The sequence below is a fragment of the Bacillus cereus G9842 genome (assembly GCF_000021305.1).
Lineage (GTDB): Bacteria > Bacillota > Bacilli > Bacillales > Bacillaceae_G > Bacillus_A > Bacillus_A thuringiensis_S.
In genome coordinates, this window is record NC_011772.1 from 4,105,274 (window position 1) to 4,127,826 (window position 22,553).

Below are 22,553 nucleotides of genomic sequence, written 5' to 3' on the forward strand. Positions count from 1 at the left end.
CCCCCTTATACATAAAGCGGCATATGTTGTAAACCTGTTGTCTCTTCTAGTCCCGCTATTATGTTTGCATTTTGAATCGCTTGCCCAGCCGCGCCTTTCATCATATTGTCTATAACAGAAACGACCGTAACTCTTTCAGCTCTTTCATCGTAAGCTATGCCAATATCACAATAATTTGAGCCTCTCACTTCTTTTGGACTTGGAAATTTCCCTTGCGTACAAATTCGGATGAAAGGCGATTGTTCATACGTTTCTTCATACAATTTTTGAAGTTGCTTTATTTCCATCTTTTGTTTTACTTTTGCATAAAGTGTAATCATGATTCCTCGAGATATCGGTATTAAATGTGTGCTAAATGTAATTGGCTGTGATTCACTATTCCATTCTGTAAGCATTTGCTCAATCTCTGGAACGTGCTGATGCTCATTCACTTTATAAATGTGCAAGTTATCATATAGCTCAGGAAAGTGAGTCATTGTTGTTGGTGTTTTACCTGCTCCTGATACCCCTGATTTCGCATCAATAATAATCGAATCTTCTTCAATCATGCCGCTACGTACTAACGGCGCTATCGCTAGCAATGTGGCTGTAGCAAAACATCCTGGGTTTGCAATTAAATTTGCCTTTTGAATCCCAGTCCTTTTCCATTCACTTAACCCATACACTGCTTTTCTAAGAATTTCTTCTTTCGCTGCTGGCCTTTTATACCACAGTTCATATGACGAAGGATCTATCATACGAAAGTCTCCAGATAGGTCAATTACTTTTAAACCTTCTGCTAATAACTTGGGAGTTAACTCCGCCGATACTCCTGCTGGGGTTGCTAGAAATACGATTTCTGCTTCTTTTCCTATCGTCTCCACATCAATTTCTTGTAACGTATGAAAAAGGACATTTCGAAGATGCGGATATACATTTGTTATACACTCACCAACTTGTGAAAAAGAATGGAGAGATGCTATCGAAAAATATGGATGTTGTTCTAATAAACGAATTAACTCAATGCCCCCATATCCAGTGGCTCCAATAATTGCGACTTTCATAAGTTCCTCCTCATATCGATTCTTTAAATTAAGTATGATTATAATATTGTATATTTATAGAGTCAATTAAATATTTATAAATTTTTAAATCTAAAAAAACTTAATTTTATTAGAAAAATAATATACTCAACCGAATTTTTATACAAAAATAGTGCATAGTAGTTTTTTTATTTCACTTCAAGTACAATAAAACAATACATACGTACATACAGGCGGGGAAAAATATGAACGAAAAATTAATTGAGAAAATGATTATAAAAAGTTTTCAACAATATCAATGCAGTCCAATATCAAAAGAAGATCAGGAAATGCTAGTGAAACATATTCAAACGGTGACTCATTCAAATATTGAAATTGATTTATACGAGGAAATTGAGGATATTGTTTATGATTATGTAACTGGAAAACAATAAAAAATAGGAGATTTCCATATGGAAATCTCCTATTTTTTACTTAATGATTTACCTGCTACACGTTCAAATAAACCTGGGAATAAAGCATAAAGTTTCGGGCCAATTCCCATCCACTTCGGTAAGTTTACTTCACGTTTTTTCGTGTGCATCGACTTTACGATTTGTTCTGCTACGTATGTTGGTTTTAACATGTAACGTCCCATATTCTTTACATATGTACCAGATTGATCCGCTATTTCAAAAAAGTTTGTATCTATCGGACCTGGATTAATTGCTGTAACATAAATATCTGTATTGGCTAATTCCATGCGTAAACTATTCGTAAATCCTAATACGGCATGTTTCGTTGCTGCATAAGCACTCGATTTCGGAGTTGCAATTTTTCCAGCAAGTGAAGCAATATTAATAATATGTCCTTCATTCTTGTTTACCATATAAGGTAGTACCGCTTTCGTACATGCTACTAATCCAAATACATTTACTTGGAACATATCTTTTACTTCACCCATTGACGCATCTTCAAACGTTTTAAAAATACCAAATCCCGCATTGTTTACTAATATATCAATACGTCCCACTTCTTGTAATACCTTTGAAAAAACAGACTGTACTTCCATCTCATCACTTACATCTAATACATAATAATAGCAAGGCGTATTATAAGTTTCTTTAATTTTGTCTACTAACGCTTGTAGTTTCTCTTCTGTTCGAGCCATTAATACTGGAGTCGCTCCCTGTGCTGCAACTTGCATTGCAACTTGCTCACCAATCCCACTAGAAGCACCTGTAATGACGATTACTTTATTTTGTAAACGTCCTGTCATTGCTGTCACCTACTTTGCATAATAAATCAATTGTTGCGATGACTCATCAATCATCACTTGTTGATTATATGCTAAATAGTCCAATTGTCCAACCGTTTCTGAAATAGTAAGTGGTAATTGTTCTTTATATAATACCGGAAATAGTTTTACACATACTTCAAATGCTGTCATTGGTTTTTCCTTTAATAACTCAAGTACTTTAAAAGCACGTGTTTCTTGCTTTTGTAATCTCGTTTCAATAAGTTGTTTCACATTTAGAACATCTTCCCCATGCCCTGATAAAATGCGTGAAATATTCATTTCGCTTAAACGCTGTAATGTTTGATTATATTGTAGTAATGGGCGTGCCCGTTCTGTTTGCCCTTCATATGGTGGTTCTAGTATTGGATTCGAAGAAATATGACTAATGAGAGCATCTCCACCAATTAATATTCCATCAGATTCTCTATATAAAGAAATATGAGTAGAAGCATGGCCTGGTGTTTCAAGCACTGTAAATCCAGGCAAAGAATTAATACGATCTCCTTCTCTCACAGTATGCGTTAACGATCTATTACAAGAATATTTAAGTGTCCTCGTCGTCAATAACGACTCGTCTTTCAAAAATGCTGCTGGCACACCAAACTGTAAGGCCGTCTCTCTAAAAAATTCATGATACCGCTTTAAAAATTCTGGATTTTGTGTGATCCAAGGCTCATTCCAAGGATGTCCAATAATATTCGTCTTCTCAGAAAATATATTTAAAAGTCCACAATGATCTGCATGATGATGCGTAATGACTACTGTTTCAATATCTTCTATCGTATATCCTAATGCACCTAATTGACTTTCTAACGCATTCCTTGCCTCTTCTGTATTCGTCCCTGTATCAATTAATGTTAATGTCTCCCCCTCAACTAAAAACACATTCACAGTTTCCACTGCAAATGGTACAGGAATCTCCATTCGGTGAATCGCCGTCATGCTTAGCCCCCCTGTCTCTTTCCGGTTCAAAAATGAATACTTCTTCAGTTTACAACTTCTATATATATTTGTCATTATTTTCAGATAAAAAGAGGTGTTTCCTATAAGAAAACGAATGTATGTACATTTATAAGAATTTCTAACCAAAATTAAAGGAGGAACATCATGTCTATTCAAAACATTTCCTTTCTCGGTGCAGGCTCTATTGCTGAAGCTATTATTGGTGGCTTGTTACATGCAAATGTTGTTAAAGGTGAACAAATTACTGTAAGTAATCGTTCTAACGAGACGAGATTACAAGAGCTACATAAAAAATACGGTGTCAAAGGTACTCATAATAAAAAAGAATTACTTACTGATGCAAATATTCTTTTTCTAGCAATGAAACCAAAGGATGTTGCAGAGGCGCTTACCCCTTTTAAAGAATACATAAATAATAACGTGCTTATTATTTCATTACTAGCAGGTGTTTCTACTCACTCAATTAGAAAACTACTTCAAAAAGACGTTCCAATTATTCGTGCAATGCCAAATACATCCGCAGCCATTCTAAAATCAGCTACCGCTATCTCCCCTTCAAAACATGCAACAGCGGAACATATTCGCACTGCAACATCTTTATTTGAAACGATCGGTCTCGTCTCTGTTGTAGAGGAAGATGATATGCATGCTGTCACTGCATTATCCGGAAGTGGACCTGCTTATATTTATTACGTAGTGGAAGCTATGGAAGAAGCTGCAAAAAAAATTGGTTTAAAAGAAGATGTTGCAAAATCACTTATTCTTCAAACGATGATTGGTGCTGCTGAAATGCTAAAAGCAAGTGACAAGCACCCTTCTATTTTGCGAAAGGAAATTACTTCTCCTGGTGGAACTACCGAAGCAGGTATTGAAGTATTACAAGAACATGAATTTCAACAAGCACTTATTTCTTGTATTACACAGGCAACGGAACGATCACATAATCTTGGAAAAACATTAGAACAACTAACAAAAGAAAAATAGAAAAAGGAGCTCAAATAAACTTGAGCTCCTTTTTCTATTTTTACACTTAGTTATTGTTCTTCCCAAAAATCTCTTCTTGCAGGCGACGACCAGTCGGCGTTGCTGCAAGTCCACCTTCTGCTGTTTCACGAAGTGCTACTGGCATCGTTTGTCCAATTCTAAACATTGCCTCAATTACTTCATCACATGGAATTGTACTCGTTACACCAGCTAATGCTAAATCTGCTGAAATCATCGCATTCGCAGCTCCTGCTGCATTACGTTTTACACAAGGCACTTCTACAAGTCCTGCAACAGGATCGCACACTAAACCAAGCATGTTCTTTAATGAAATTGCCATCGCTGTAGCTGCTTGATCTTGTGTTCCACCAGCCATCTCAACTGCAGCTGCAGCCGCCATTCCACTTGCTGAACCAACTTCAGCTTGGCATCCTCCTGCCGCACCAGAAATACAAGCATTATTCGCAACAACCATACCGAAAGCTCCTGCTGTAAATAAGAACTCAATCATTTCTTCACGTGTAGGCTGCAATTTTTCTCTTAGTGCAAATAGTACACCTGGCACTGTTCCAGCAGACCCTGCTGTTGGTGTTGCACAAATAATTCCCATCGCTGCGTTTACTTCATTTGTTGCAACAGCTTTGCTTACTGCATCCAAAATCGTATCTCCAGATAAGCCTTTTCCACTCTTCATATACGCTTGAACTTTTACAGCATCTCCACCAGTTAAACCAGTTGGTGATTTCACGCCGCGAATACCACGTTCTACTGCTTGTTCCATCACGACTAAGTTCTTTTCCATACCAGCAATTACTTCTTCACGTGAAATACGTCTTGTTTCCATTTCACATTGAATCATAATTTCTGCGATTTTTACATTTTGTTCTTTAGCTTGCGCCACTAGTTCCGCTGCGTTCCGAAACATGGTGTGTCCCCCCTGCAATTAATCCATAATAGTTACTTGACAAATATTTTGTTGCGCTTTTATTTCTTCAATCACTTCATCTGCTAATAATTCATCTGTTTCAATAACCATAAGCGCTCTTCTTCCTTTTTCTTTACGAGAAACACTCATTGTACTAATGTTAATCTCGTGTGTAGCAAGGATTGAAGCCACCGCTGCAATAGCACCAAAGCGATCGTTATTTACAATAAGTAGTGCTGGACTTGTGCCTGATAATTGAAGATCGAATCCGTTTAATTCTACAACTTCAATTTTACCGCCACCAATTGAGCAAGCAACAACTTCAATTTCTTCTTCACCTTTATACAAACGAATTCTTGCTGTATTTGGGTGAGGTGCATTGGCATCTTCTTCAATGAATTCCACTTCAATTCCGCGCTCTTTTGCTATTTCTAGCGCCTCTGGAATACGTAAGTCATCTGTTTCAAATCCCAATATTCCACCGATTAGTGCTACATCGGTACCATGCCCTCGATACGTCTTTGCAAATGATCCATATAACGAAATGCTTACTCTTTCTGGTTCATGACGAAACAGCTGGCGAGCAACTTGCCCCATTCTTGCCGCGCCTGCTGTATGTGAACTTGATGGTCCAATCATAACTGGACCGATAATATCAAATACTGAGCGATACTTCATCATAACTCCCCCTAAACCTCTATGAAAAAAATTTATTCTACTATTCTATTAAGCTGCTACATCTGTCGCTTTTCCAGTTGTACCACGAATTTGTTCTGCTGTATGAATTGGATAATTTTTGAATAAAAGTAATCCAATATAACCTGAAATAATACCAGTTATCATAATACATAAGAATCTTAGTATTATTTTCATTAAAAAAATGATATAAGATAATCCACAATAAAGTCTGGTAGCAATCCAAAGTTTAACACAGAAGCCATTGCAAGCATAGCATAAACAAGTGATATCTTTCCTATTATAATTCTCATGTTACTCTCTCATGGTTTAGTCAACTTCACTTGTTACGATAATAACTAAAAAGCATGTGACTTATCATAAATTATAATCTGCCCTCATTATAGCTTGTTTTTTATAAAACGCTTACTTTTGTTGAATTTTAAAAGTTCTGAATAAAAGTCCATTCCTGCTATTTGTATCACTTGTATGTCATCTGACTTATATAACAGTTTTTCTAAATAATCATTATTTCGTATTTTTATCGTATATATTCAAACCATTCTAATTTTCTGTATCATCCAAGTATAAGCATAAAATAATAACAGTTTTATTTTTAAATTTTTTTAGACATAAAAAAATGGTAACCCATCGTTACCATTTTTTACAAAATTATCATTTTTCTACTGGGAATGATTTCAAATCTGTCGCTATTTCTGTATTAGAAAACAACTCTCTTGCCTCTTTCAATAATTCCTTATATGTATCTCCTTGATAGCGAGAACTAATGTGAGTTAAGATTAATCGCTTCGCATTTGCCTGAAGTGCAATGCTCGCAGCTTGCTTAGATGTGGAATGAAAATAATCATGCGCTTGTTGCTCATCTTCTGCTGCGAAAGTCGCTTCATGGACAAGTACATCTGCATCTTGCGCAAGCTCCCTACTCGCTTCGCAATATCGCGTATCACCTAAGATAGTAATAATTCTTCCTTTTTGAGGTGGGCCGATAAACTCATTTCCATTTAATATCGTGCCATCCTCTAATTCAACTACTTCTCCATCTTTTAAACGTTTAAAGATTGGACCTGGTTTCACACCCATCTCAAGCAATTTATCAACTAAAAGAGCACCTTGTATATCTTTCTCTACAATACGATATCCAAAACATTCTATACCGTGTGACAATCTTTTCGTTTCTACATAAAATTCATTATCTTCAAATACGGTACCTTCTTCTGTTATCTCCACAACTTCAAGTGGATATTTCACATGTGTCGTACTTACCGATAATGCCACTTCAATAAATTGTTTAATTCCTTTCGGTCCATACACCGTTAAAGGCGTAGTTCCTCCTTGAAATGAACGGCTACCTAATAAACCAGGCAATCCAAAAATATGATCGCCATGTAAATGCGTAATAAATATTTTTTCAATGCGGCGCGGACGTACCGATGTATGTAATATTTGATGTTGCGTGGCCTCGCCACAATCAAATAACCAAGTCTGTCCTCGTTCTTCTAACAATTGTAAAGCAATTGCTGAAACGTTCCTTCCTTTTGAAGGAACACCTGCACCAGTTCCTAAAAATACAAATTCCACTTTCTTTCCTCCAGCTCTAAATATACTCTATCTCTCATCTTACGGAATGTTATTTCAAATGGCAAATCGAATTTACATAACCAATCATCTAGACAACTATATAACACGAACGTTATACTTAAAAAATTTACCAATCGTTCGTGTTTTGTGGTAAAATAATTATACTACATTTTAAGGGAGCGTTTTATTATGAAAGAAGTATTTCGTTTACAAACTGATTTTTCATCTTCATTTGATCGCTGGGTAAGTTCTTTCGTGTCTGATCACCCAGCACAATTAGAATGGACAACTTTAAAGGAATTAATCCATGAATATACAACATCACATACAAATGATACGTTACCAGCATATATTTCTTCAGCTTTAACATATTACGCCCAACGCGTTTCAACTACAAACAGTTCAGAGATTGTTATTTTTGAAAACCCTACAATCTCGTAATCTATAATAAAAAAGCACTGGTTACAGTGCTTTTTTATTTATACTTATTTAACAAATGATCATATTCCGTCCAAAAGTCGGTATACATACTTCGCTCAAGCTCATTTAAAATTATCTTTTCACTTGATTTATTAAATAATTCTTTTGCTTGTAGTGCAAAAGAAACAATTTGTTTTCTATATTCATTTTCATTCAATTCTATATGAAGCCCTTCATAGTATATAGCCTTTTGATCAGTAGAAATAACTTTGACAAAATCCTTTAAAACCACATTTTCACCTATATGGTTTATAGTCCAATGAATTGAAATTGGGCATCCTAACATGAGCATAGTGCCACATCCGTGCAAAATAAGCCCCTCTTCATTTTCAATATCACAAATATATTCTTTATCTAAAGTTCGTAACAGAGCTAAAGCTGATTCACTTATTCCCCATTCCTCATCCATACCTGTCCGCGTAATAATCGTTCCATCCACATTTAAATAAATTTCCCCGTGAGAACATAAATCTTCCTGCTCATTAAACAACCACTTTTGATTCTCAATATTTATAATAAAATTTTGTGGTACCATTACAAATTCCCCTTTTATAAAAATATTTATTTTCCACATTATTTATAATTAATATCATGTATTTCATCCCATATATCTATTATAAATCCATTTAATATTTTAAAAACACAGATAAAAAAGATATTGACACTACGATTTTACAGTGCTAACATTCAACATGTAATTGAATATGGTCTCTGTTAGGTGAGGCTCCTGTATAGAGAAACGCTGCTGCCCAAAAATGTCGAGAGACGCCAATGGGTCAACAGGAAAGGTCGGAATGAAGGCCTTTTTTAACGTAGCTGGTTTCAGTACCTATGCTATACAGTGCTAAAACTCAACGAGGGAGAGGTGCATGTATTTTGTCATACACAAAAACTGTTTTTATTTATGTCTACTAGCAGTCTTTGTTGTGGACTCTTTTAACTGCGAATTCAGACCTTTACTCGTTTTGAGTAAAGGTCTTTTTACGTCTATATGCACCTTACTATGAAACAAACATAGCATATTCAGAAACTACTAAATTGTACGGAGGTGAGGAACAGTTGGCAATTGATGATTCGGCCCAGATACCCATACGTTTTACATTCATATTTCATCATGTAGGTAGGAAAGAAACTGTTCCTCACCATTTCAAATAGTTAGTTAGGTAACAGATTGTTTCCTCCTTCATGACAGAGGAGGAACTACCGATGTTTAATTTACAAAGACAAGAAACAAAGCATGCTTATGAGCAAGATAGCATGAAAACAAATAACGAATTATTAGTGGAGGTTGCAACACAAGATGTAATCTCTGCGTTAAAACTTCTAGAAACAACACAAGATGGATTATCTAAACAAGAAGTGGCTCGTAGACTTTCTTTATACGGTCCGAACGAAATAGCTCATAATAAAATGGCGCCGTGGTACATTCAATTTCTGCTGGCATTTAAAAATCCATTTATTTTCGTTTTATTAGCTCTTGGGGCACTCTCCTTTTTCACAGATGACATACAAGGAACAATTGTCGTATCTGCAATGGTACTACTTAGTGCAACGATTCGGTTTTCCCAAGAATTTCGTTCTCAAAAAGCTGCCGATAATTTAAAGGCTATGGTTCGAACAACTGCGAGCGTATTTAGAATAAATGGATTTGTACATGAAACAAAAAATGTAACGAATTTAAATCGAAATTACACAACAGAAATTCCAATTGAAGAGCTTGTACCTGGCGATATTATTTCCCTTTCAGCTGGTGATATCGTTCCAGCTGATGTGCGTGTTGTATCCGCTAAAGATTTATTTGTTAATCAATCTTCTTTGACAGGGGAAGCACTTCCTATAGAAAAATACGAACACTGCTACCATACAGAAAATAAGCATATCTTACCGAAAAACATGAAAAAAAATTACAATCCACTCGATATGGAAAACCTTTGCTTCATGGGAACAAATATTGTAAGTGGTAGCGCAAAAGCTGTTGTCATCTCAACAAGTACCGATACGTATTTCGGCTCTTTAGCAAATAAGGTAATCGGAAAGCGTGTAGAAACAAGCTTTGATAAAGGTGTAAACAAAGTAAGCTGGCTCTTAATTACATTCATGCTTATTATGGCGCCTATCGTCCTTCTCATTAACGGATTCACAAAGGGAGATTGGCAAGAAGCTTTCTTCTTCGCTATTGCCGTTGCTGTTGGTCTTACACCTGAAATGTTACCAATGATTGTAACTGCTAATTTAGCTAAAGGTGCCGTTAACATGTCTAAACAAAAAGTAATTGTAAAACAGCTAAATTCTATTCAAAACTTAGGTGCTATGAACATTCTTTGTACAGATAAAACCGGAACTTTAACAGAAGATAAAGTTGTCCTTGTTCGTCACTTAGATTCTAATGGAAATAAATGCAATCGTGTCTTGCAATTTGCCTATTTAAATAGTTTCTATCAAACTGGATTGAAAAACTTAATAGATAAAGCTGTTATTAAGCATACAGAGGAAAACAATACATTTGACCCATCAGCTTTTCAAAAGCTAGATGAAATTCCATTCGATTTCGCCCGCCGGCGTATGTCAGTCATCGTAAAAGATATTTCAGGTGAACATACAATGGTTTGTAAAGGTGCCGTAGAAGAAATTTTATCAATTTGCAACTACACTGAAGTGGATAAAAAAATCGTTACACTCACTGAGGAAATACGCTCAAATGTCAAAAAACTAAGCGAGACATTGAATAGTGAAGGTATGCGGGTTATTGCTGTGGCTTATAAAAAAGATAGAAACATAAATGATAAAGAGTACGCAGTAAAAGACGAAACTGATATGATTCTCGCTGGATATATCGGCTTTTTAGATCCACCGAAACCATCTGCAGCAGCTGCAATTCAAGCATTACAAAAGCATGGTGTACAAGTAAAAATTTTAACTGGCGATAACGAAATTGTTACACGAAAAGTTTGTAAAGAAGTTGGATTAGATATCGGCGAACCAATCCTCGGTTACGAGATTGATTCTTTACCAGATAAAGCATTAGCAAAACTTGCTGAAGAAACGACTGTATTTGCGAAGCTTAATCCAATGCAAAAATCTCGCATTATACACGCATTACAAGGAAACAGACACACTGTAGGTTACATGGGAGACGGCATTAACGATGCTGTAGCATTACGTGAAGCTGATGTCGGAATATCTGTTGATACTGCTACTGATATTGCGAAAGAAGCTTCTGATATTATTCTACTCGAAAAAAGTTTAACTATATTAGAAGCCGGGATTGTAGAAGGACGTACTACATTCGGAAATATTTTAAAATATATTAAGATGACAGCTAGCTCTAACTTCGGTAATGTGTTTAGCGTGTTAGTAGCGAGTGCTTTCATTCCTTTTTTACCGATGCTTGCCATTCACCTTTTAATTCAAAACTTACTTTATGATATTTCACAACTTTCTATTCCATGGGACAAAATGGATAAAGAGTTTCTAGAAAAACCCCGAAAATGGGATACTGCAAACTTACGAAACTTCATTATTTGTATCGGCCCAATTAGTTCCATATTTGATATTATCACATACGTAGTCATGTGGAATGTATTTGGCGCAAATACACCGAGCGAGCAATCATTATTCCAGTCCGGTTGGTTTGTGGTTGGATTGTTAACTCAAACTTTAATTGTTCACATGATACGAACACAGAAGATTCCATTTATTCAAAGCACTGCATCAACACCCGTCGTTTTATTAACCGCTCTTATTATGGCAATCGGGATTTATATTCCATTCTCACCACTTGGTGCAGCCGTTGGTTTACAAGCATTGCCACTTAGCTACTTCCCTTGGTTAGTAGGAATACTATTAGGCTACGCTTTTTTAACACAATTCCTGAAAAAGCTTTATATTAAAAAGTTTCATAGCTGGTTGTAAAAATAAGAATGAGTGGGTATTCCCCGCTCATTCTAAAAGACATAACACATATTTATATATGGAGGTGACCATGATGGTATGGTACGACATTATATTCAGATTAGTTATAGCAATTATTGTAGGAGCTTGCATCGGAATGGAAAGACAATGGAGACATCGAATGGCTGGGTTACGGACAAATGCTCTCGTATCACTTGGTGCCTGTATATTTGTTTTATTATCCGTCATGCTTGATCATGATGCTAGCCCATCCCGCATTGCTGCTCAAGTCGTTAGTGGCATTAGTTTTTTAGGGGGTGGCGTTATTATCCGCGATGGTTTTAGTATTAGAGGGCTAAATACGGCAGCTACTTTATGGTGTGCAGCTGCTGTCGGTACTCTTACAGGCGCCGGTTTCCTCGTTGCAGCTATATTAGGTGCAGCCGGCGTGTTACTAGCAAATATACTTCTTCGCCCAATTGCTCTTTTTATGAATAAAAAATCAAAAGAAGAATCACCTGAACAAACGAACTACTTACTTTCCCTTACTTGTTCAGAAGAAACTGAAGCACATATTCGTTTTTTACTTATGCATATGGTAAGTACAGAAGGGCTCAGTTTAAAAGAGTTGTATAGTGAAGATGTAGATTCTAATCAAAAAGTTTGTATACAGGCTATATTACATTGCAAGACAAATGCAGCTATCTTAATTGAAAAAATAGTAAGTAGAATGCTATTAGAATCTGGCGTTACTGGAGCTGGATGGAAGACTTCTTTAGATTTAGAAGCGAGTTAAATAGGAAAGGTGTCATGATTTTTACTACTTCATGACACCTTCTACATAAATTTATTTTCTAACTTTTGTTGAAACGACTTCTCTTGCTTACGTAGTAGTTGACTACCTCGTTGTAAAAGCAGTGTTCCATACTTATCATTAATTTGATCAATGACAGCAAGTAGCGGTTCTTTTTTTGCATCCTCTTCAAATGAAAACAAATCTAATTGTTTCACCGATTCTGTCTTCCACTCTATTTCAGTAGCTGTAACACCTAGTAAACGAACGGAATCACCATCCCAATGTTGCTTCCATAAACGGGATGCTGCTTGAAAAATATCGCGTTCTTCCCAAATCGCATTTTTCAATTGCTTACTCCGTGTTACTGTTCGCCTATCATGGTATTTAATCATAATTTGAATATTATAGCTGACAAGGGTTCGCTTTTGTAACCTTTTACTCACTGACTTTGATAAACGTTCTAACATATCAAGTAATTCTTTCTCTTCATCCATATCCTTTGAAAAAGTCATCGAGTTACCGACACTTTTATGCTGTCCCATTTGACTCGGATCCACTTCCCTATCATCCATACCTTTTGCACGCCTTTGCAAATCAACACCGTGCTTGCCAATTTTAGCGCGAATGATATGCTCGTCTCCCTTTGCCAACTGTTCAATTGTCTGTATATGAATATCATTTAATTTTTCAGCTGTTTTCTCACCAATTCCATGCATTGCTCCAACTGGACGTGGCCAAATCAGTTCTGGAATATCGCGTTTTCGAAGCACGGTAATACCAAGTGGTTTTTTCATATCTGAAGCGGTCTTTGCTAGGAAAAGATTTGGAGCGATTCCAATACTACACGGAAGCTGCAACTCTGTTAATAGTGCTTGTTGAATCATCTTTGCTATTTCAAGAGGAGAACCAAGTGCGTAGCAATCTGTAATATCTAAATATCCTTCATCTATTGAGACTGGTTGTATCTTTTCTGTAAAACGGGAAAGGACTTGAAACATTTGAAATGAAGCTTCGCGATATAATGTGAAATTAGGACGCCTTACAACTAATTGCGGGCATAACCTTTTCGCTTCCCAAAGGGGCATCGTCGTACGTATTCCGTATTCTCTCGCCTCATAACTACATGTTATGATAATTCCTTTTCTCTCTTTTTCATTTCCAGCAACCGCTAATGGCTTTCCTTGTAATGATGGATCATGAGCAATTTCAACAGATGCGAAAAAGCAATTCATATCTACATGTAAAATTACATGACCATTTTTCGGATACATTTCTCGCATAGTACTCACTCCCTAATCAGAACGTTCGTTCTTTTATTATATCAAATTTTGCACAATAGTTATAATAATTACTTGTTCTTTTTTATAATCGATATAAAGAGGATATATATGTGAAAGGGGCTGATTATGATGAAATCAACTAATAAAGTGAAACTTTAATCAGTGGGGGGTTATTCATCCCCCACTGATTATTAGCCCTCACCAATTGGACTTTTACAAGCAGCCCGATCCCCACCTAACTTCTTTGCTTTCGCTGAATTTTGAGGTGGGGGGCTTACTGCCCGGCAAATGGCGGGCCAAACTCAACTATACATTCCTTGTAGTTATATTAATCATTGCAATTAATTATTTACTACTTCCGATTTTCAATATGAATACGTTAGGATTATTCCCTCGTCTAGTACATATAGCAACAACGTATATACTTCCATAGTTTTTCTTATATTGGCTTATACGTCTTGTCAAAGCAATCGAGTCAAAATAAAAAGCGTGTAAATCACAATTGATTTACACGCTTTTTCTATTCCATTACTTCGCTACTTCTTCAATAATTGCAACAACTAATTCTGCTGTTTTTGCTAACTCTTCAACAGGAATTTTCTCGTTTGTTGTATGAATTTCTTCATAACCAACTGCCAAGTTAACTGTTGGAATACCGTGTCCTGCAATTACGTTTGCATCACTTCCGCCACCACTTTGGTGAAGAGAAGGTGTACGACCAATTTTTTCAGCTGCACGTTTTGCAACTTCTACAACGTGATCGCCATCAGCAAATTTAAATCCTGGGTACATAACGTTTACTTCAACGTCTGCATGACCGCCCATTTCTTTTGCAGTTGTTTCAAATGCTTCTTTCATTTTCGCAACTTGTGCTTCCATTTTCTCATTGATTAACGAACGAGCTTCTGCAAAGATTTGTACATGATCGCAAACGATATTCGTTTGTGTACCACCTTCAAAACGTCCAATATTTGCAGTCGTTTCAGAGTCAATGCGACCAAGTGGCATCTTCGCAATTGCTTTCGCTGCGATAGTAATTGCAGATACACCTTTCTCCGGCGCTACACCAGCGTGAGCTGTTTTCCCGCGAATAATTGCGTTCACTTTCGCTTGTGTTGGAGCTGCAACAACGATTTCACCAACTTTTCCATCGCTATCTAATGCGTAGCCATATTTCGCTGTAATACGCTCACGATCTAAAGCTTTTGCACCAACAAGACCTGATTCTTCTCCGACTGTAATAATAAATTCAATTTTACCGTGAGGGATATTTTTCTCTTTTAAAACACGGATTGCTTCGAACATTGATGCTAATCCAGCTTTATCATCCGCACCTAAAATTGTTGTACCATCTGATACGATATATCCATCTTTAATAGAAGGCTTAATTCCATTACCAGGAACTACTGTATCCATATGAGAAGTAAAGTAAATTGTATCAACACCATCTTTTGTTGCTGGTAAAGTACAAATTAAGTTGCCTGCACCATGACCAGTTACAGCCATTGTGTCATCTTCAAATACTTCTACACCTAAATCTGTAAATTTCTTCGTTAATACTTTGCAGATTTCTGCTTCAAATTTCGTTTCAGAATCTACTTGTACTAATTCCATAAATTCATTTACTAAACGTTCTTGATTAATCATAAGACTGCGCCTCCTGCACTACCATTATGTATGTAACACTACTAATTATAACAGAATTTCGCAAAAGTTTCGAAATACAAGACAAAAAACAGATGGTTTACATGTCTAGATAACCATCTGCTTTCTATTACTCATTTAACAATACCCAGCGCATATGATCCTCCCACACGCCATTTACCATTAACATCTTCCTAGACACGCCTTCATATTGAAAACCTATCTTCGTCACCACTTGTATAGATGCTAAATTACGAGGCATAATCGGAGCTTCTATACGATGTAACTGAAATTCCTCAAAAGCAACTTGAATTGCTTTTCTAAGTGCTTCTGTCGTATACCCTTTGTTTAACTCTGCTTTATCTAATTTATAACCGAGTACACAAGATTGATAAATGCCACGAACGATTAAATTAAATGAAATACACCCAATTATTTTTGTATCATCACCCTTTTTAAAAATCCATAGTCTGATGATTTTCCCGTCTTCGAACTCTTTTCTATCCTTTTGCAACTTTTTCTTTTGATAATCTAGCGTAAAAAAATCATCCGGTCTATACTCTTCCCAAGCTTTTAAAAATTCACGATTTCTGTCGTAATATTGAAGAACTGTTTCAGCATACGACTCATCTATTTCCCTTAAGTATAAACGATCTGTTTCGTATATTTTCATCATCGTATCTCCATTCTTCAGCTTGCCCAACTAAAAATTAACAATATATCCTTTAACTATATTCTCTATACACACTCAAATTTCCTGTTATATTTTGCAATCCCCTCCCGAATTTTGTCCTCACTCTCCCCTTGTCCATAATTTCATTTCTCGTTACAATGAAATTGTACTGATTTGCAAGGAGGTATAACGATGCATAAAAAAGCTCAAAAAATTATGGTTTATGTGATGCTAATTTCTATGCTTGTAACAACATTACTTGCTGGCGCGAGTATGTTTTGGTAAAAAGGGCGATGTGTTCGTCCTTTTTTTACTTTTTACACATGAAAAAATAAACCATCTCGACATCGAGATGGTTTATTTTATATAAAACACAATCGCTACAATACTAAAGGAAAATGACATTACAAGTGCTATTACAAAACTTGTATATTGTTTCTGCTGAAATGCTCCAATAACAAAAGTGAGATTAAGTAATGCCATACATACAATCGCTACAAGATAAGAACATATATTAAAAGTTGCCAATATGAATGTAATAACAAATAGAAATCCCATAAAAAACTGCATATACGAAAGTTTTGGATTCAAGTACATATGAGCAACCCCTTTATCTAATTTTATCTTTCTATACTTTCATTAACGCATGGTTATGTACACATGTCAAGACAACTTATTACAATAGAAAAAGCCAACCTTTTCGTTGGCTTTTTCATATGCAACGGCTCCTTTTTCTTTTGCCAATTGCTGAAATGATTTTTTCGATTTCACAATCCATACTTTCGTTCCAATTGGAATACGATCAAACAAATATTCCACATCGTTTTTCTTCATTCTTATACATCCTTGTGAAATATACTTTCCAATTGAACTCGGTTGGTTTGTTCCATGTATTCCATATTTACTTCCATCAGTTCCTCTTGCATTAAACCCAATCCACCTTGACCCAAGTGGATTTTTTGGCGATCCACCCGGAATATTCTTCGCAATGTAATACGGGTCCTTCGCTTTCATTACAACATCAAAAGTTCCTTCTGGAGTTAATTCATTCGTTTTCCCTGTCGCTACTGGAAAAACTTTTTGAATCTTTCCATCGTCAATGTAAGCTAATTTATTCGTTGCTTTATTTACAATAATAAAAGGATCTCCGGCACGCGGATTATCCCCAAGAGGCCAAAGCGGCGATAAAGAAAGACATAATATGATAGAGAGAAGATACGGCATAGATAATTCCTACCTTCTATATAAGTTCTTTTATATTATCCTTTCCCTTAAAGCGACTTTTAATGAGTAAATATTGTTCCATTTCATACACAAGTTGAACAAGTTTCGCACGTATCTCAAATTCTTCGCGTGTAGCTGGCAATGGCATGTCTCTAAATAATTCCCTCATTTCTTGAAGCTGCCTTAAGGAAATAACGCCAGTACTCTCAGGGCTAATAGCATTACCAATGTTTTCAACAACATCTGCAATCATGTCAGCTTGTTCATATGTCCACGATAAAGAAGCTGCTAGTGGTATCATTCGCTCTAAAATTTCGAATTGTTGCATACGCATATTAAAATAACGATAGTAATAATCATCTTCTCGCATAAATGCATTCTCAAGTTTTTTAAACGATAAATCTCTTGCCTCATTTAACATATTCTCGGTTTCAATGAGTTCTGCTCCACTCCAACTACTTTCTCGATTTCGTAAATACACAACCATTTCAAACAAAATCGTTTTAAAATTACTCTCTATTTTATCTTGATACTCTTTTAGCTTATTTTCACTACTCGGCATATACATATTCACTAATAGAGCCACGCTAATCCCTATCGTTAATATAGCAATTTCATTTCCAACTATAAGCCATGTAATTTGCTTCAATGAATACAGGTGCATAACAATAACTGAGCTCGTGACAATACCCTCTTGAATTTTGAGCATAACTGCAGTCGGAATAAATGTAAGTAACAATATGCTAATTGCAAGTGGTGTATAGCCGATCGTTTCAAAAATACAAAACGCGAATACCATTGATAATACACACGCTAGAAAACGATGTAACGACACTTGAAGCGATTTGCGCTTCGTATTTTGTACACATAAAATAACTAAAATACCCGCTGAACTATAAAATTCTAATCCTAATAACTGAGCAATAAAAACTGCCGCGCCTGTCCCAATTGCTGTTTTTACTGTACGGTATCCAATTTTGAACATATCATTGCTCCTATATGTATAAACGTATTTACAGCTAGTATAAAAAAAGGATGACACAATGTCATCCTTTTCTACTTATTATTCACATAACCTTTTCATATTACAATATTTTTTGTAAAAATTGTTGCGCACGTTCACTTTTCGGCGCTGCAAAAAATTCTTCTGGCGCACTATCTTCTACAAGCTTTCCTCCGTCCAAGAAAAGAACACGATCTGCCACTTCTTTTGCAAAGCCCATTTCATGTGTAACGATAGCCATCGTCATTCCTGTCGTAACTAACGATTTCATAACTTCTAACACTTCTTTCACCATCTCTGGATCTAGCGCCGATGTCGGTTCATCAAATAACATAACTTCCGGTTCCATCGCTAACGCTCTTGCAATTGCTACACGTTGCTTTTGTCCTCCCGACAAACGATTCGGATACGTATTTTTTTTATCTACTAATCCAACCTTTTCTAAAAGTTTCTCAGCTTTCTTTTCAGCTTCTTGCTTCGTTACCCCTTTTACATTGATAGGAGCATACGTAATATTTTCTAATACAGTCATATGAGGAAATAAGTGAAAATGCTGAAATACCATACCGACATTTTCACGAACATGCATAACATTCGTTTTCGGATTCGTTACTTCTTCCGTTCCAATCCAAATGTGACCATCCGTTGGTGCTTCTAACATATTCATACAACGTAAAAATGTTGATTTTCCTGATCCAGAAGGTCCTATAATTGCAACTACTTCCCCTTTTTCAATCGTTGTTGTAATTCCTTTTAATACTTCGTTTTTACCAAATGATTTATGAAGGTTTTCAATTTTAATCACTTTTCTTCATTCTCCCTTCAATTGCCTTCCCGACTAATGTAAGAATAATGACTAACATATAATAAATCAGTCCAACAAAAAGTAATGGTTCAAGATATTTAAATGTCTCACCGCCTACGATGTAAGCACGACGCATTAAATCAGTCGCGCCTATTACTGTTACTACAGCCGATTCTTTCGTAAGTGTCGCAAATTCGTTCACAAGAGCTGGTAATATATTTTTTAATGCTTGAGGGAAAATAATATTTCTCATCATTTTTCCGTACGGTATCCCTAAAGCCATCGCTGCTTCTGTTTGTCCTTTATCAACTGCTTGAATACCAGCACGAATCACTTCTGACATGTATGCACCTGAATTCAAGCTAAATGCAAGTACAGCTGCTAAGAATGCTGGTATTTCATAACCAATTATTTGCGGGACGCCGAAATAAATAATCATTAATTGCAATACAAGTGGTGTACCACGAAAAATTGATGTATAAAAATCTGCTGCTATATTTAACGCTCGTATTCTAGCAATTTTACAAAGTGCTAATAATGTTCCTAAAATAAATCCTGCTAAAGCTGATACTGCTACAATTTTCAAAGTAACTTCTAAACCTTTTAGTATATATGGTATCGAAGGCGTAATCGCCGAAAAATCTAAGTTCATCCTTTTCATTCCCCTCAAAGAAAAGTGAAAGGCAGCTTATTTTTCGCTGCCAAACCATTTCTTCACTAATTTATCCATTTCTCCATTTTCTTGCATTTTTTTAATTACTTTATTAAATTCAGCTGTTTTATCACTATTTTTCGGAAGGGCAATTGCTGCTCCAACTTCTTCTGGCGCTTCTTTAATTTCAATTCCTTTTAAATCTTTCATTTTCTCTAAATAATTTTTAGCAACTGTGTCTTCTATAATTGCAGCGTCAAAACGACCGGCTTTAATTTCTTGTACGATTTCTGGTATACGGTCACGTCCCTCAACTTGGAAATCTACTTGTTTTTTAAATTCTGCTGCTTTCTCTTCTTGAATAGATCCTGTTTGTACTCCTACTTTTTTCCCTTTTAAATCCTCTACAGATTTAATATTAGAATCCTTTTTAGAAACGACCATATTTTTCGCAACAAAATAAATATCTGTAAAATCAACATTATTTTTACGCTCTGCAGTTGGCGTCATACCTGCCATTACGAAATCAACTTTTCCTGAACTAAGAGATGCTAATAAACCACCAAAATCCATATCTTTCACTTTCACTTCATACCCAAGTTCTTTTCCAATATATTTAGCAACATCAACATCAAAACCAATAATTTCATCACTTTTTGAAGCTTCCACGTATTCATATGGTTTATAATCTGCTGAAGTCCCCATTACGAGTACTTTCTTATTTCCTTTTGTTTCTTTCGATTCCCCATTACTACAAGCGCTGAATATACTTACAATTAAAATAAGTGCAAACGATATTGATAATAACTTCTTCATCTTTCTTCCCCCTAATAATGTATATTTAAAAGTTTAATAGAATATTTATTCGATGTTTGTATTGTATCAGCACTTTTATTTTTATGCAATATATAAAATAAAAATAAATAAAATAACAATATAAACGCTTTTTGTTGTGTATAAAATAATGCATAAAATAACATAACTATGCATATCTCAGAAATTAAAATAATAAATAAAAAAGGCGGCACATCCACTTGATTGTGGACGTGCCGCCTTTTTTATTATTTTTTATAGTTCTTCACAATTCTCTTCGAAATACGATTGTAGTTTTGCAATAACTTGCATCGGTTCATGACCTTCAATTTCATGACGCTCTACCATCGTTACAATTTTTCCATCTTTTAATAAAGCAAATGATGGAGAAGAAGGTGGGTACCCTTCGAAATATTCACGCGCTCTTGCTGTCGCTTCTTTATCTTGACCTGCAAACACCGTTACAAGGTGGTTAGGACGTTTATCATAATGTACGGAATGCGCAGCAGCAGGACGAGCGATACCACCTGCACAACCACATACAGAGTTTACCATTACAAGTGTTGTTCCATTTCTTTTAAACGCTTCTTCTACCGCTTCTGGCGTCGTCAATTCTGTATATCCAGCAGAGACAATCTCTTCACGCGCTTGGCGGACAACATCATTCATAAAAAAGTTAAAATTAATCACTCTTTTCCCTCCTCTAAAACTACCTATTTGTATCTTACCAGTTAATGTTTATGAAATACAAGTAAGTTTACTTGTATTTAAGTATAGAAAAGGTGTTAGAGCACTTGCTCTAACACCTTTTCTTTAATGACCACGATGTTTTTGCTTTGCTTTTTGTACTTTAATTAAACGTCTTCTTTCTTTTTCAGCTTCTCGCTTCTCCTTAGACTGCACTTTCTTTTCTTGTTTATGCAATTCATAAGATAAACTAATCGCCTCTTGCGCCTTAGTAAAACGTTTAACATTTGTTTCTTTTGCTGTTTGTCGTATGATACGCTTTATATTTTTAGGACGCTGTTTTTCTTTAACTTCTACACCACATTTTGCAAAATGCTGAAAATGCTCTAAAAGTGAACCATTCACAAACATAAGCACTTCTTCATCTGACGGTTCCGCTCCAAAAATATACCTCGCTCCATACAATTTCCCTTGTTCTTTGCATGTAATAATTCCAACAAAAAATTGGCCATCATGATATACTGTCAACTCCATTGACAGCCCCTCCTTTAAAAAATTAGAAATACGGGACATCCCGGAGGGGAAGGTTACTGACATGAAATCATGCGTCTGGACTACCAACCAGAGCTGTGTTTTTGTATTTCTTTCACTTTTATTATATCTTTTTTTCCATAATCTTCATATATTCAGCAATCATTTTTTTATGCGATCCCACAATATAGTCAGGTAGTTCTGTTACTGAAAAGAATTTAAGCTGAACTGCTTCTTCTTTATTCATAACAAAATCCCCTTCGTATTCATCCGTATAATAGGCGGTTGTTACAGATTGAAATTCATCACCGTTTGCTAATTTTGTAAAGTAGTTCGCTCCAGAAAATACATTGATTAGTCGCAAGTTCTTGACTTTTATTCCTGTCTCTTCATATACTTCACGATAAGCTGTTTCTTCTGGTGATTCACTAAGCTCCATTAGCCCGCCAGGTAGCCCCCATTTTCCGTACGGCTCTGTCCGCTGCTGCAATAAAACATAACCATTTTCATTTATAACGAGTACAACAGCACCAACTAAAATTAAAGGGCGATGACCAACTATTTTTCGTAATTCTTCTACATATCCCACCGTATCGCCTCCTTTTTCGTTGTCCACACTATTGTATC

The 22,553-nt window shown here is 35.8% G+C and carries 25 protein-coding genes and 1 riboswitch; of the genes, 6 read left to right on the forward strand and 19 right to left on the reverse strand.

What is annotated here, in order from left to right:
• Nucleotides 1–5: 5 nt before the first annotated feature.
• On the reverse strand, nucleotides 6–1,043 hold the full coding sequence (gene argC, locus BCG9842_RS20590) for an N-acetyl-gamma-glutamyl-phosphate reductase (protein WP_000861237.1): 1,038 nt from the start codon (nucleotides 1,041–1,043) through the stop codon (nucleotides 6–8).
• Nucleotides 1,044–1,267: 224 nt separating this feature from the next.
• On the opposite strand from argC, the gene BCG9842_RS20595 reads away from it, so the two are divergent.
• Nucleotides 1,268–1,456 (forward strand): YqzH family protein, encoded by a 189-nt coding sequence (locus BCG9842_RS20595; protein WP_001003222.1) that lies wholly within the window; start codon nucleotides 1,268–1,270, stop codon nucleotides 1,454–1,456.
• Nucleotides 1,457–1,485: 29 nt separating this feature from the next.
• On the opposite strand, the gene BCG9842_RS20600 is transcribed toward BCG9842_RS20595, so the two are convergent.
• Nucleotides 1,486–2,280: an SDR family NAD(P)-dependent oxidoreductase gene (locus BCG9842_RS20600; protein WP_000147789.1), complete on the reverse strand. Its 795-nt coding sequence runs from the start codon at nucleotides 2,278–2,280 to the stop codon at nucleotides 1,486–1,488.
• Between the two features lie 9 nt (nucleotides 2,281–2,289).
• Entirely contained in the window at nucleotides 2,290–3,243 is a 954-nt protein-coding gene (locus tag BCG9842_RS20605; protein WP_000125124.1) for an MBL fold metallo-hydrolase, read from the reverse strand.
• A gap of 165 nt (nucleotides 3,244–3,408) precedes the next feature.
• On the opposite strand from BCG9842_RS20605, the gene proI reads away from it, so the two are divergent.
• Nucleotides 3,409–4,248 carry a pyrroline-5-carboxylate reductase ProI gene (gene proI / locus BCG9842_RS20610; protein ID WP_000027254.1) on the forward strand — a complete coding sequence of 280 codons (840 nt, stop codon included), beginning with the start codon at nucleotides 3,409–3,411 and terminating at the stop codon, nucleotides 4,246–4,248.
• A gap of 46 nt (nucleotides 4,249–4,294) precedes the next feature.
• On the opposite strand, the gene sdaAA is transcribed toward proI, so the two are convergent.
• The 3 genes from sdaAA to rnz all read right to left on the reverse strand — a co-directional run bounded on the left by sdaAA (nucleotide 4,295) and on the right by rnz (nucleotide 7,447).
• Nucleotides 4,295–5,173, reverse strand: a complete 879-nt coding sequence (sdaAA, locus tag BCG9842_RS20615) for an L-serine ammonia-lyase, iron-sulfur-dependent, subunit alpha (protein ID WP_000489454.1) — start codon at nucleotides 5,171–5,173, stop codon at nucleotides 4,295–4,297.
• Between the two features lie 18 nt (nucleotides 5,174–5,191).
• Entirely contained in the window at nucleotides 5,192–5,851 is a 660-nt protein-coding gene (gene sdaAB, locus BCG9842_RS20620) for an L-serine ammonia-lyase, iron-sulfur-dependent subunit beta (protein ID WP_000877451.1), read from the reverse strand.
• A 672-nt stretch (nucleotides 5,852–6,523) separates the two neighbouring features.
• Entirely contained in the window at nucleotides 6,524–7,447 is a 924-nt protein-coding gene (gene rnz, locus BCG9842_RS20630) for a ribonuclease Z (protein ID WP_000397454.1), read from the reverse strand.
• 189 nt (nucleotides 7,448–7,636) lie between these two features.
• Here rnz and BCG9842_RS20635 point away from each other — a divergent pair, with 189 nt between their 5' ends.
• Nucleotides 7,637–7,888, forward strand: coding sequence for a DUF3932 family protein (locus tag BCG9842_RS20635; protein WP_000665709.1), 252 nt, complete (start codon nucleotides 7,637–7,639; stop codon nucleotides 7,886–7,888).
• 34 nt (nucleotides 7,889–7,922) lie between these two features.
• Here BCG9842_RS20635 and BCG9842_RS20640 read toward each other — a convergent pair whose 3' ends face one another.
• Nucleotides 7,923–8,462 carry a hypothetical protein gene (locus BCG9842_RS20640; protein WP_000249065.1) on the reverse strand — a complete coding sequence of 180 codons (540 nt, stop codon included), beginning with the start codon at nucleotides 8,460–8,462 and terminating at the stop codon, nucleotides 7,923–7,925.
• Between the two features lie 168 nt (nucleotides 8,463–8,630).
• Nucleotides 8,631–8,798: riboswitch (M-box (ykoK) riboswitch) on the forward strand.
• 335 nt (nucleotides 8,799–9,133) lie between these two features.
• Here BCG9842_RS20640 and mgtA point away from each other — a divergent pair.
• Both mgtA and BCG9842_RS20650 read left to right on the forward strand, forming a co-directional pair.
• Nucleotides 9,134–11,839: a magnesium-translocating P-type ATPase gene (mgtA, locus tag BCG9842_RS20645; RefSeq protein WP_000482683.1), complete on the forward strand. Its 2,706-nt coding sequence runs from the start codon at nucleotides 9,134–9,136 to the stop codon at nucleotides 11,837–11,839.
• Between the two features lie 73 nt (nucleotides 11,840–11,912).
• A complete protein-coding gene (locus tag BCG9842_RS20650; RefSeq protein WP_000262340.1) occupies nucleotides 11,913–12,614 on the forward strand; it encodes an MgtC/SapB family protein in 702 nt (233 codons plus the stop codon).
• 41 nt (nucleotides 12,615–12,655) lie between these two features.
• Here BCG9842_RS20650 and BCG9842_RS20655 read toward each other — a convergent pair whose 3' ends face one another.
• The 3 genes from BCG9842_RS20655 to BCG9842_RS20665 all read right to left on the reverse strand — a co-directional run bounded on the left by BCG9842_RS20655 (nucleotide 12,656) and on the right by BCG9842_RS20665 (nucleotide 16,214).
• Nucleotides 12,656–13,894 carry a DNA polymerase IV gene (locus BCG9842_RS20655; RefSeq protein ID WP_001208844.1) on the reverse strand — a complete coding sequence of 413 codons (1,239 nt, stop codon included), beginning with the start codon at nucleotides 13,892–13,894 and terminating at the stop codon, nucleotides 12,656–12,658.
• A gap of 528 nt (nucleotides 13,895–14,422) precedes the next feature.
• Nucleotides 14,423–15,541 (reverse strand): tripeptidase T, encoded by a 1,119-nt coding sequence (locus tag BCG9842_RS20660; RefSeq protein ID WP_000609803.1) that lies wholly within the window; start codon nucleotides 15,539–15,541, stop codon nucleotides 14,423–14,425.
• 127 nt (nucleotides 15,542–15,668) lie between these two features.
• Complete coding sequence (locus BCG9842_RS20665) at nucleotides 15,669–16,214, reverse strand: GNAT family N-acetyltransferase (protein WP_014894891.1); 546 nt, start codon at nucleotides 16,212–16,214, stop codon at nucleotides 15,669–15,671.
• Nucleotides 16,215–16,403: 189 nt separating this feature from the next.
• Between BCG9842_RS20665 and prli42 the strand changes: the two genes are divergently transcribed.
• Nucleotides 16,404–16,496, forward strand: a complete 93-nt coding sequence (prli42, locus tag BCG9842_RS30315) for a stressosome-associated protein Prli42 (protein ID WP_000549037.1) — start codon at nucleotides 16,404–16,406, stop codon at nucleotides 16,494–16,496.
• 72 nt (nucleotides 16,497–16,568) lie between these two features.
• Here prli42 and BCG9842_RS20670 read toward each other — a convergent pair whose 3' ends face one another.
• The 9 genes from BCG9842_RS20670 to BCG9842_RS20710 all read right to left on the reverse strand — a co-directional run bounded on the left by BCG9842_RS20670 (nucleotide 16,569) and on the right by BCG9842_RS20710 (nucleotide 22,515).
• Nucleotides 16,569–16,808, reverse strand: a complete 240-nt coding sequence (locus BCG9842_RS20670) for a DUF3894 domain-containing protein (protein WP_000281167.1) — start codon at nucleotides 16,806–16,808, stop codon at nucleotides 16,569–16,571.
• Between the two features lie 66 nt (nucleotides 16,809–16,874).
• The gene (locus BCG9842_RS20675) at nucleotides 16,875–17,435 is read right to left on the reverse strand and encodes a L,D-transpeptidase (protein ID WP_001146571.1); all 561 of its coding nucleotides are present in this window, start codon (nucleotides 17,433–17,435) and stop codon (nucleotides 16,875–16,877) included.
• Nucleotides 17,436–17,451: 16 nt separating this feature from the next.
• On the reverse strand, nucleotides 17,452–18,420 hold the full coding sequence (locus BCG9842_RS20680; RefSeq protein ID WP_000472671.1) for an aromatic acid exporter family protein: 969 nt from the start codon (nucleotides 18,418–18,420) through the stop codon (nucleotides 17,452–17,454).
• Nucleotides 18,421–18,520: 100 nt separating this feature from the next.
• Complete coding sequence (locus tag BCG9842_RS20685) at nucleotides 18,521–19,243, reverse strand: amino acid ABC transporter ATP-binding protein (RefSeq protein ID WP_000590203.1); 723 nt, start codon at nucleotides 19,241–19,243, stop codon at nucleotides 18,521–18,523.
• Nucleotides 19,236–19,895, reverse strand: a complete 660-nt coding sequence (locus BCG9842_RS20690) for an amino acid ABC transporter permease (RefSeq protein ID WP_001046915.1) — start codon at nucleotides 19,893–19,895, stop codon at nucleotides 19,236–19,238. The genes BCG9842_RS20685 and BCG9842_RS20690 overlap by 8 nt, the downstream gene beginning before the upstream one ends.
• Nucleotides 19,896–19,931: 36 nt before the next feature.
• Nucleotides 19,932–20,711, reverse strand: a complete 780-nt coding sequence (locus BCG9842_RS20695; protein ID WP_000735462.1) for a transporter substrate-binding domain-containing protein — start codon at nucleotides 20,709–20,711, stop codon at nucleotides 19,932–19,934.
• Between the two features lie 252 nt (nucleotides 20,712–20,963).
• Nucleotides 20,964–21,377, reverse strand: a complete 414-nt coding sequence (locus BCG9842_RS20700; RefSeq protein WP_001979317.1) for a BrxA/BrxB family bacilliredoxin — start codon at nucleotides 21,375–21,377, stop codon at nucleotides 20,964–20,966.
• Nucleotides 21,378–21,521: 144 nt separating this feature from the next.
• The gene (locus BCG9842_RS20705; protein ID WP_000424202.1) at nucleotides 21,522–21,929 is read right to left on the reverse strand and encodes a YjdF family protein; all 408 of its coding nucleotides are present in this window, start codon (nucleotides 21,927–21,929) and stop codon (nucleotides 21,522–21,524) included.
• 121 nt (nucleotides 21,930–22,050) lie between these two features.
• On the reverse strand, nucleotides 22,051–22,515 hold the full coding sequence (locus BCG9842_RS20710; RefSeq protein WP_000542551.1) for an NUDIX hydrolase: 465 nt from the start codon (nucleotides 22,513–22,515) through the stop codon (nucleotides 22,051–22,053).
• Nucleotides 22,516–22,553 lie beyond the last annotated feature (38 nt).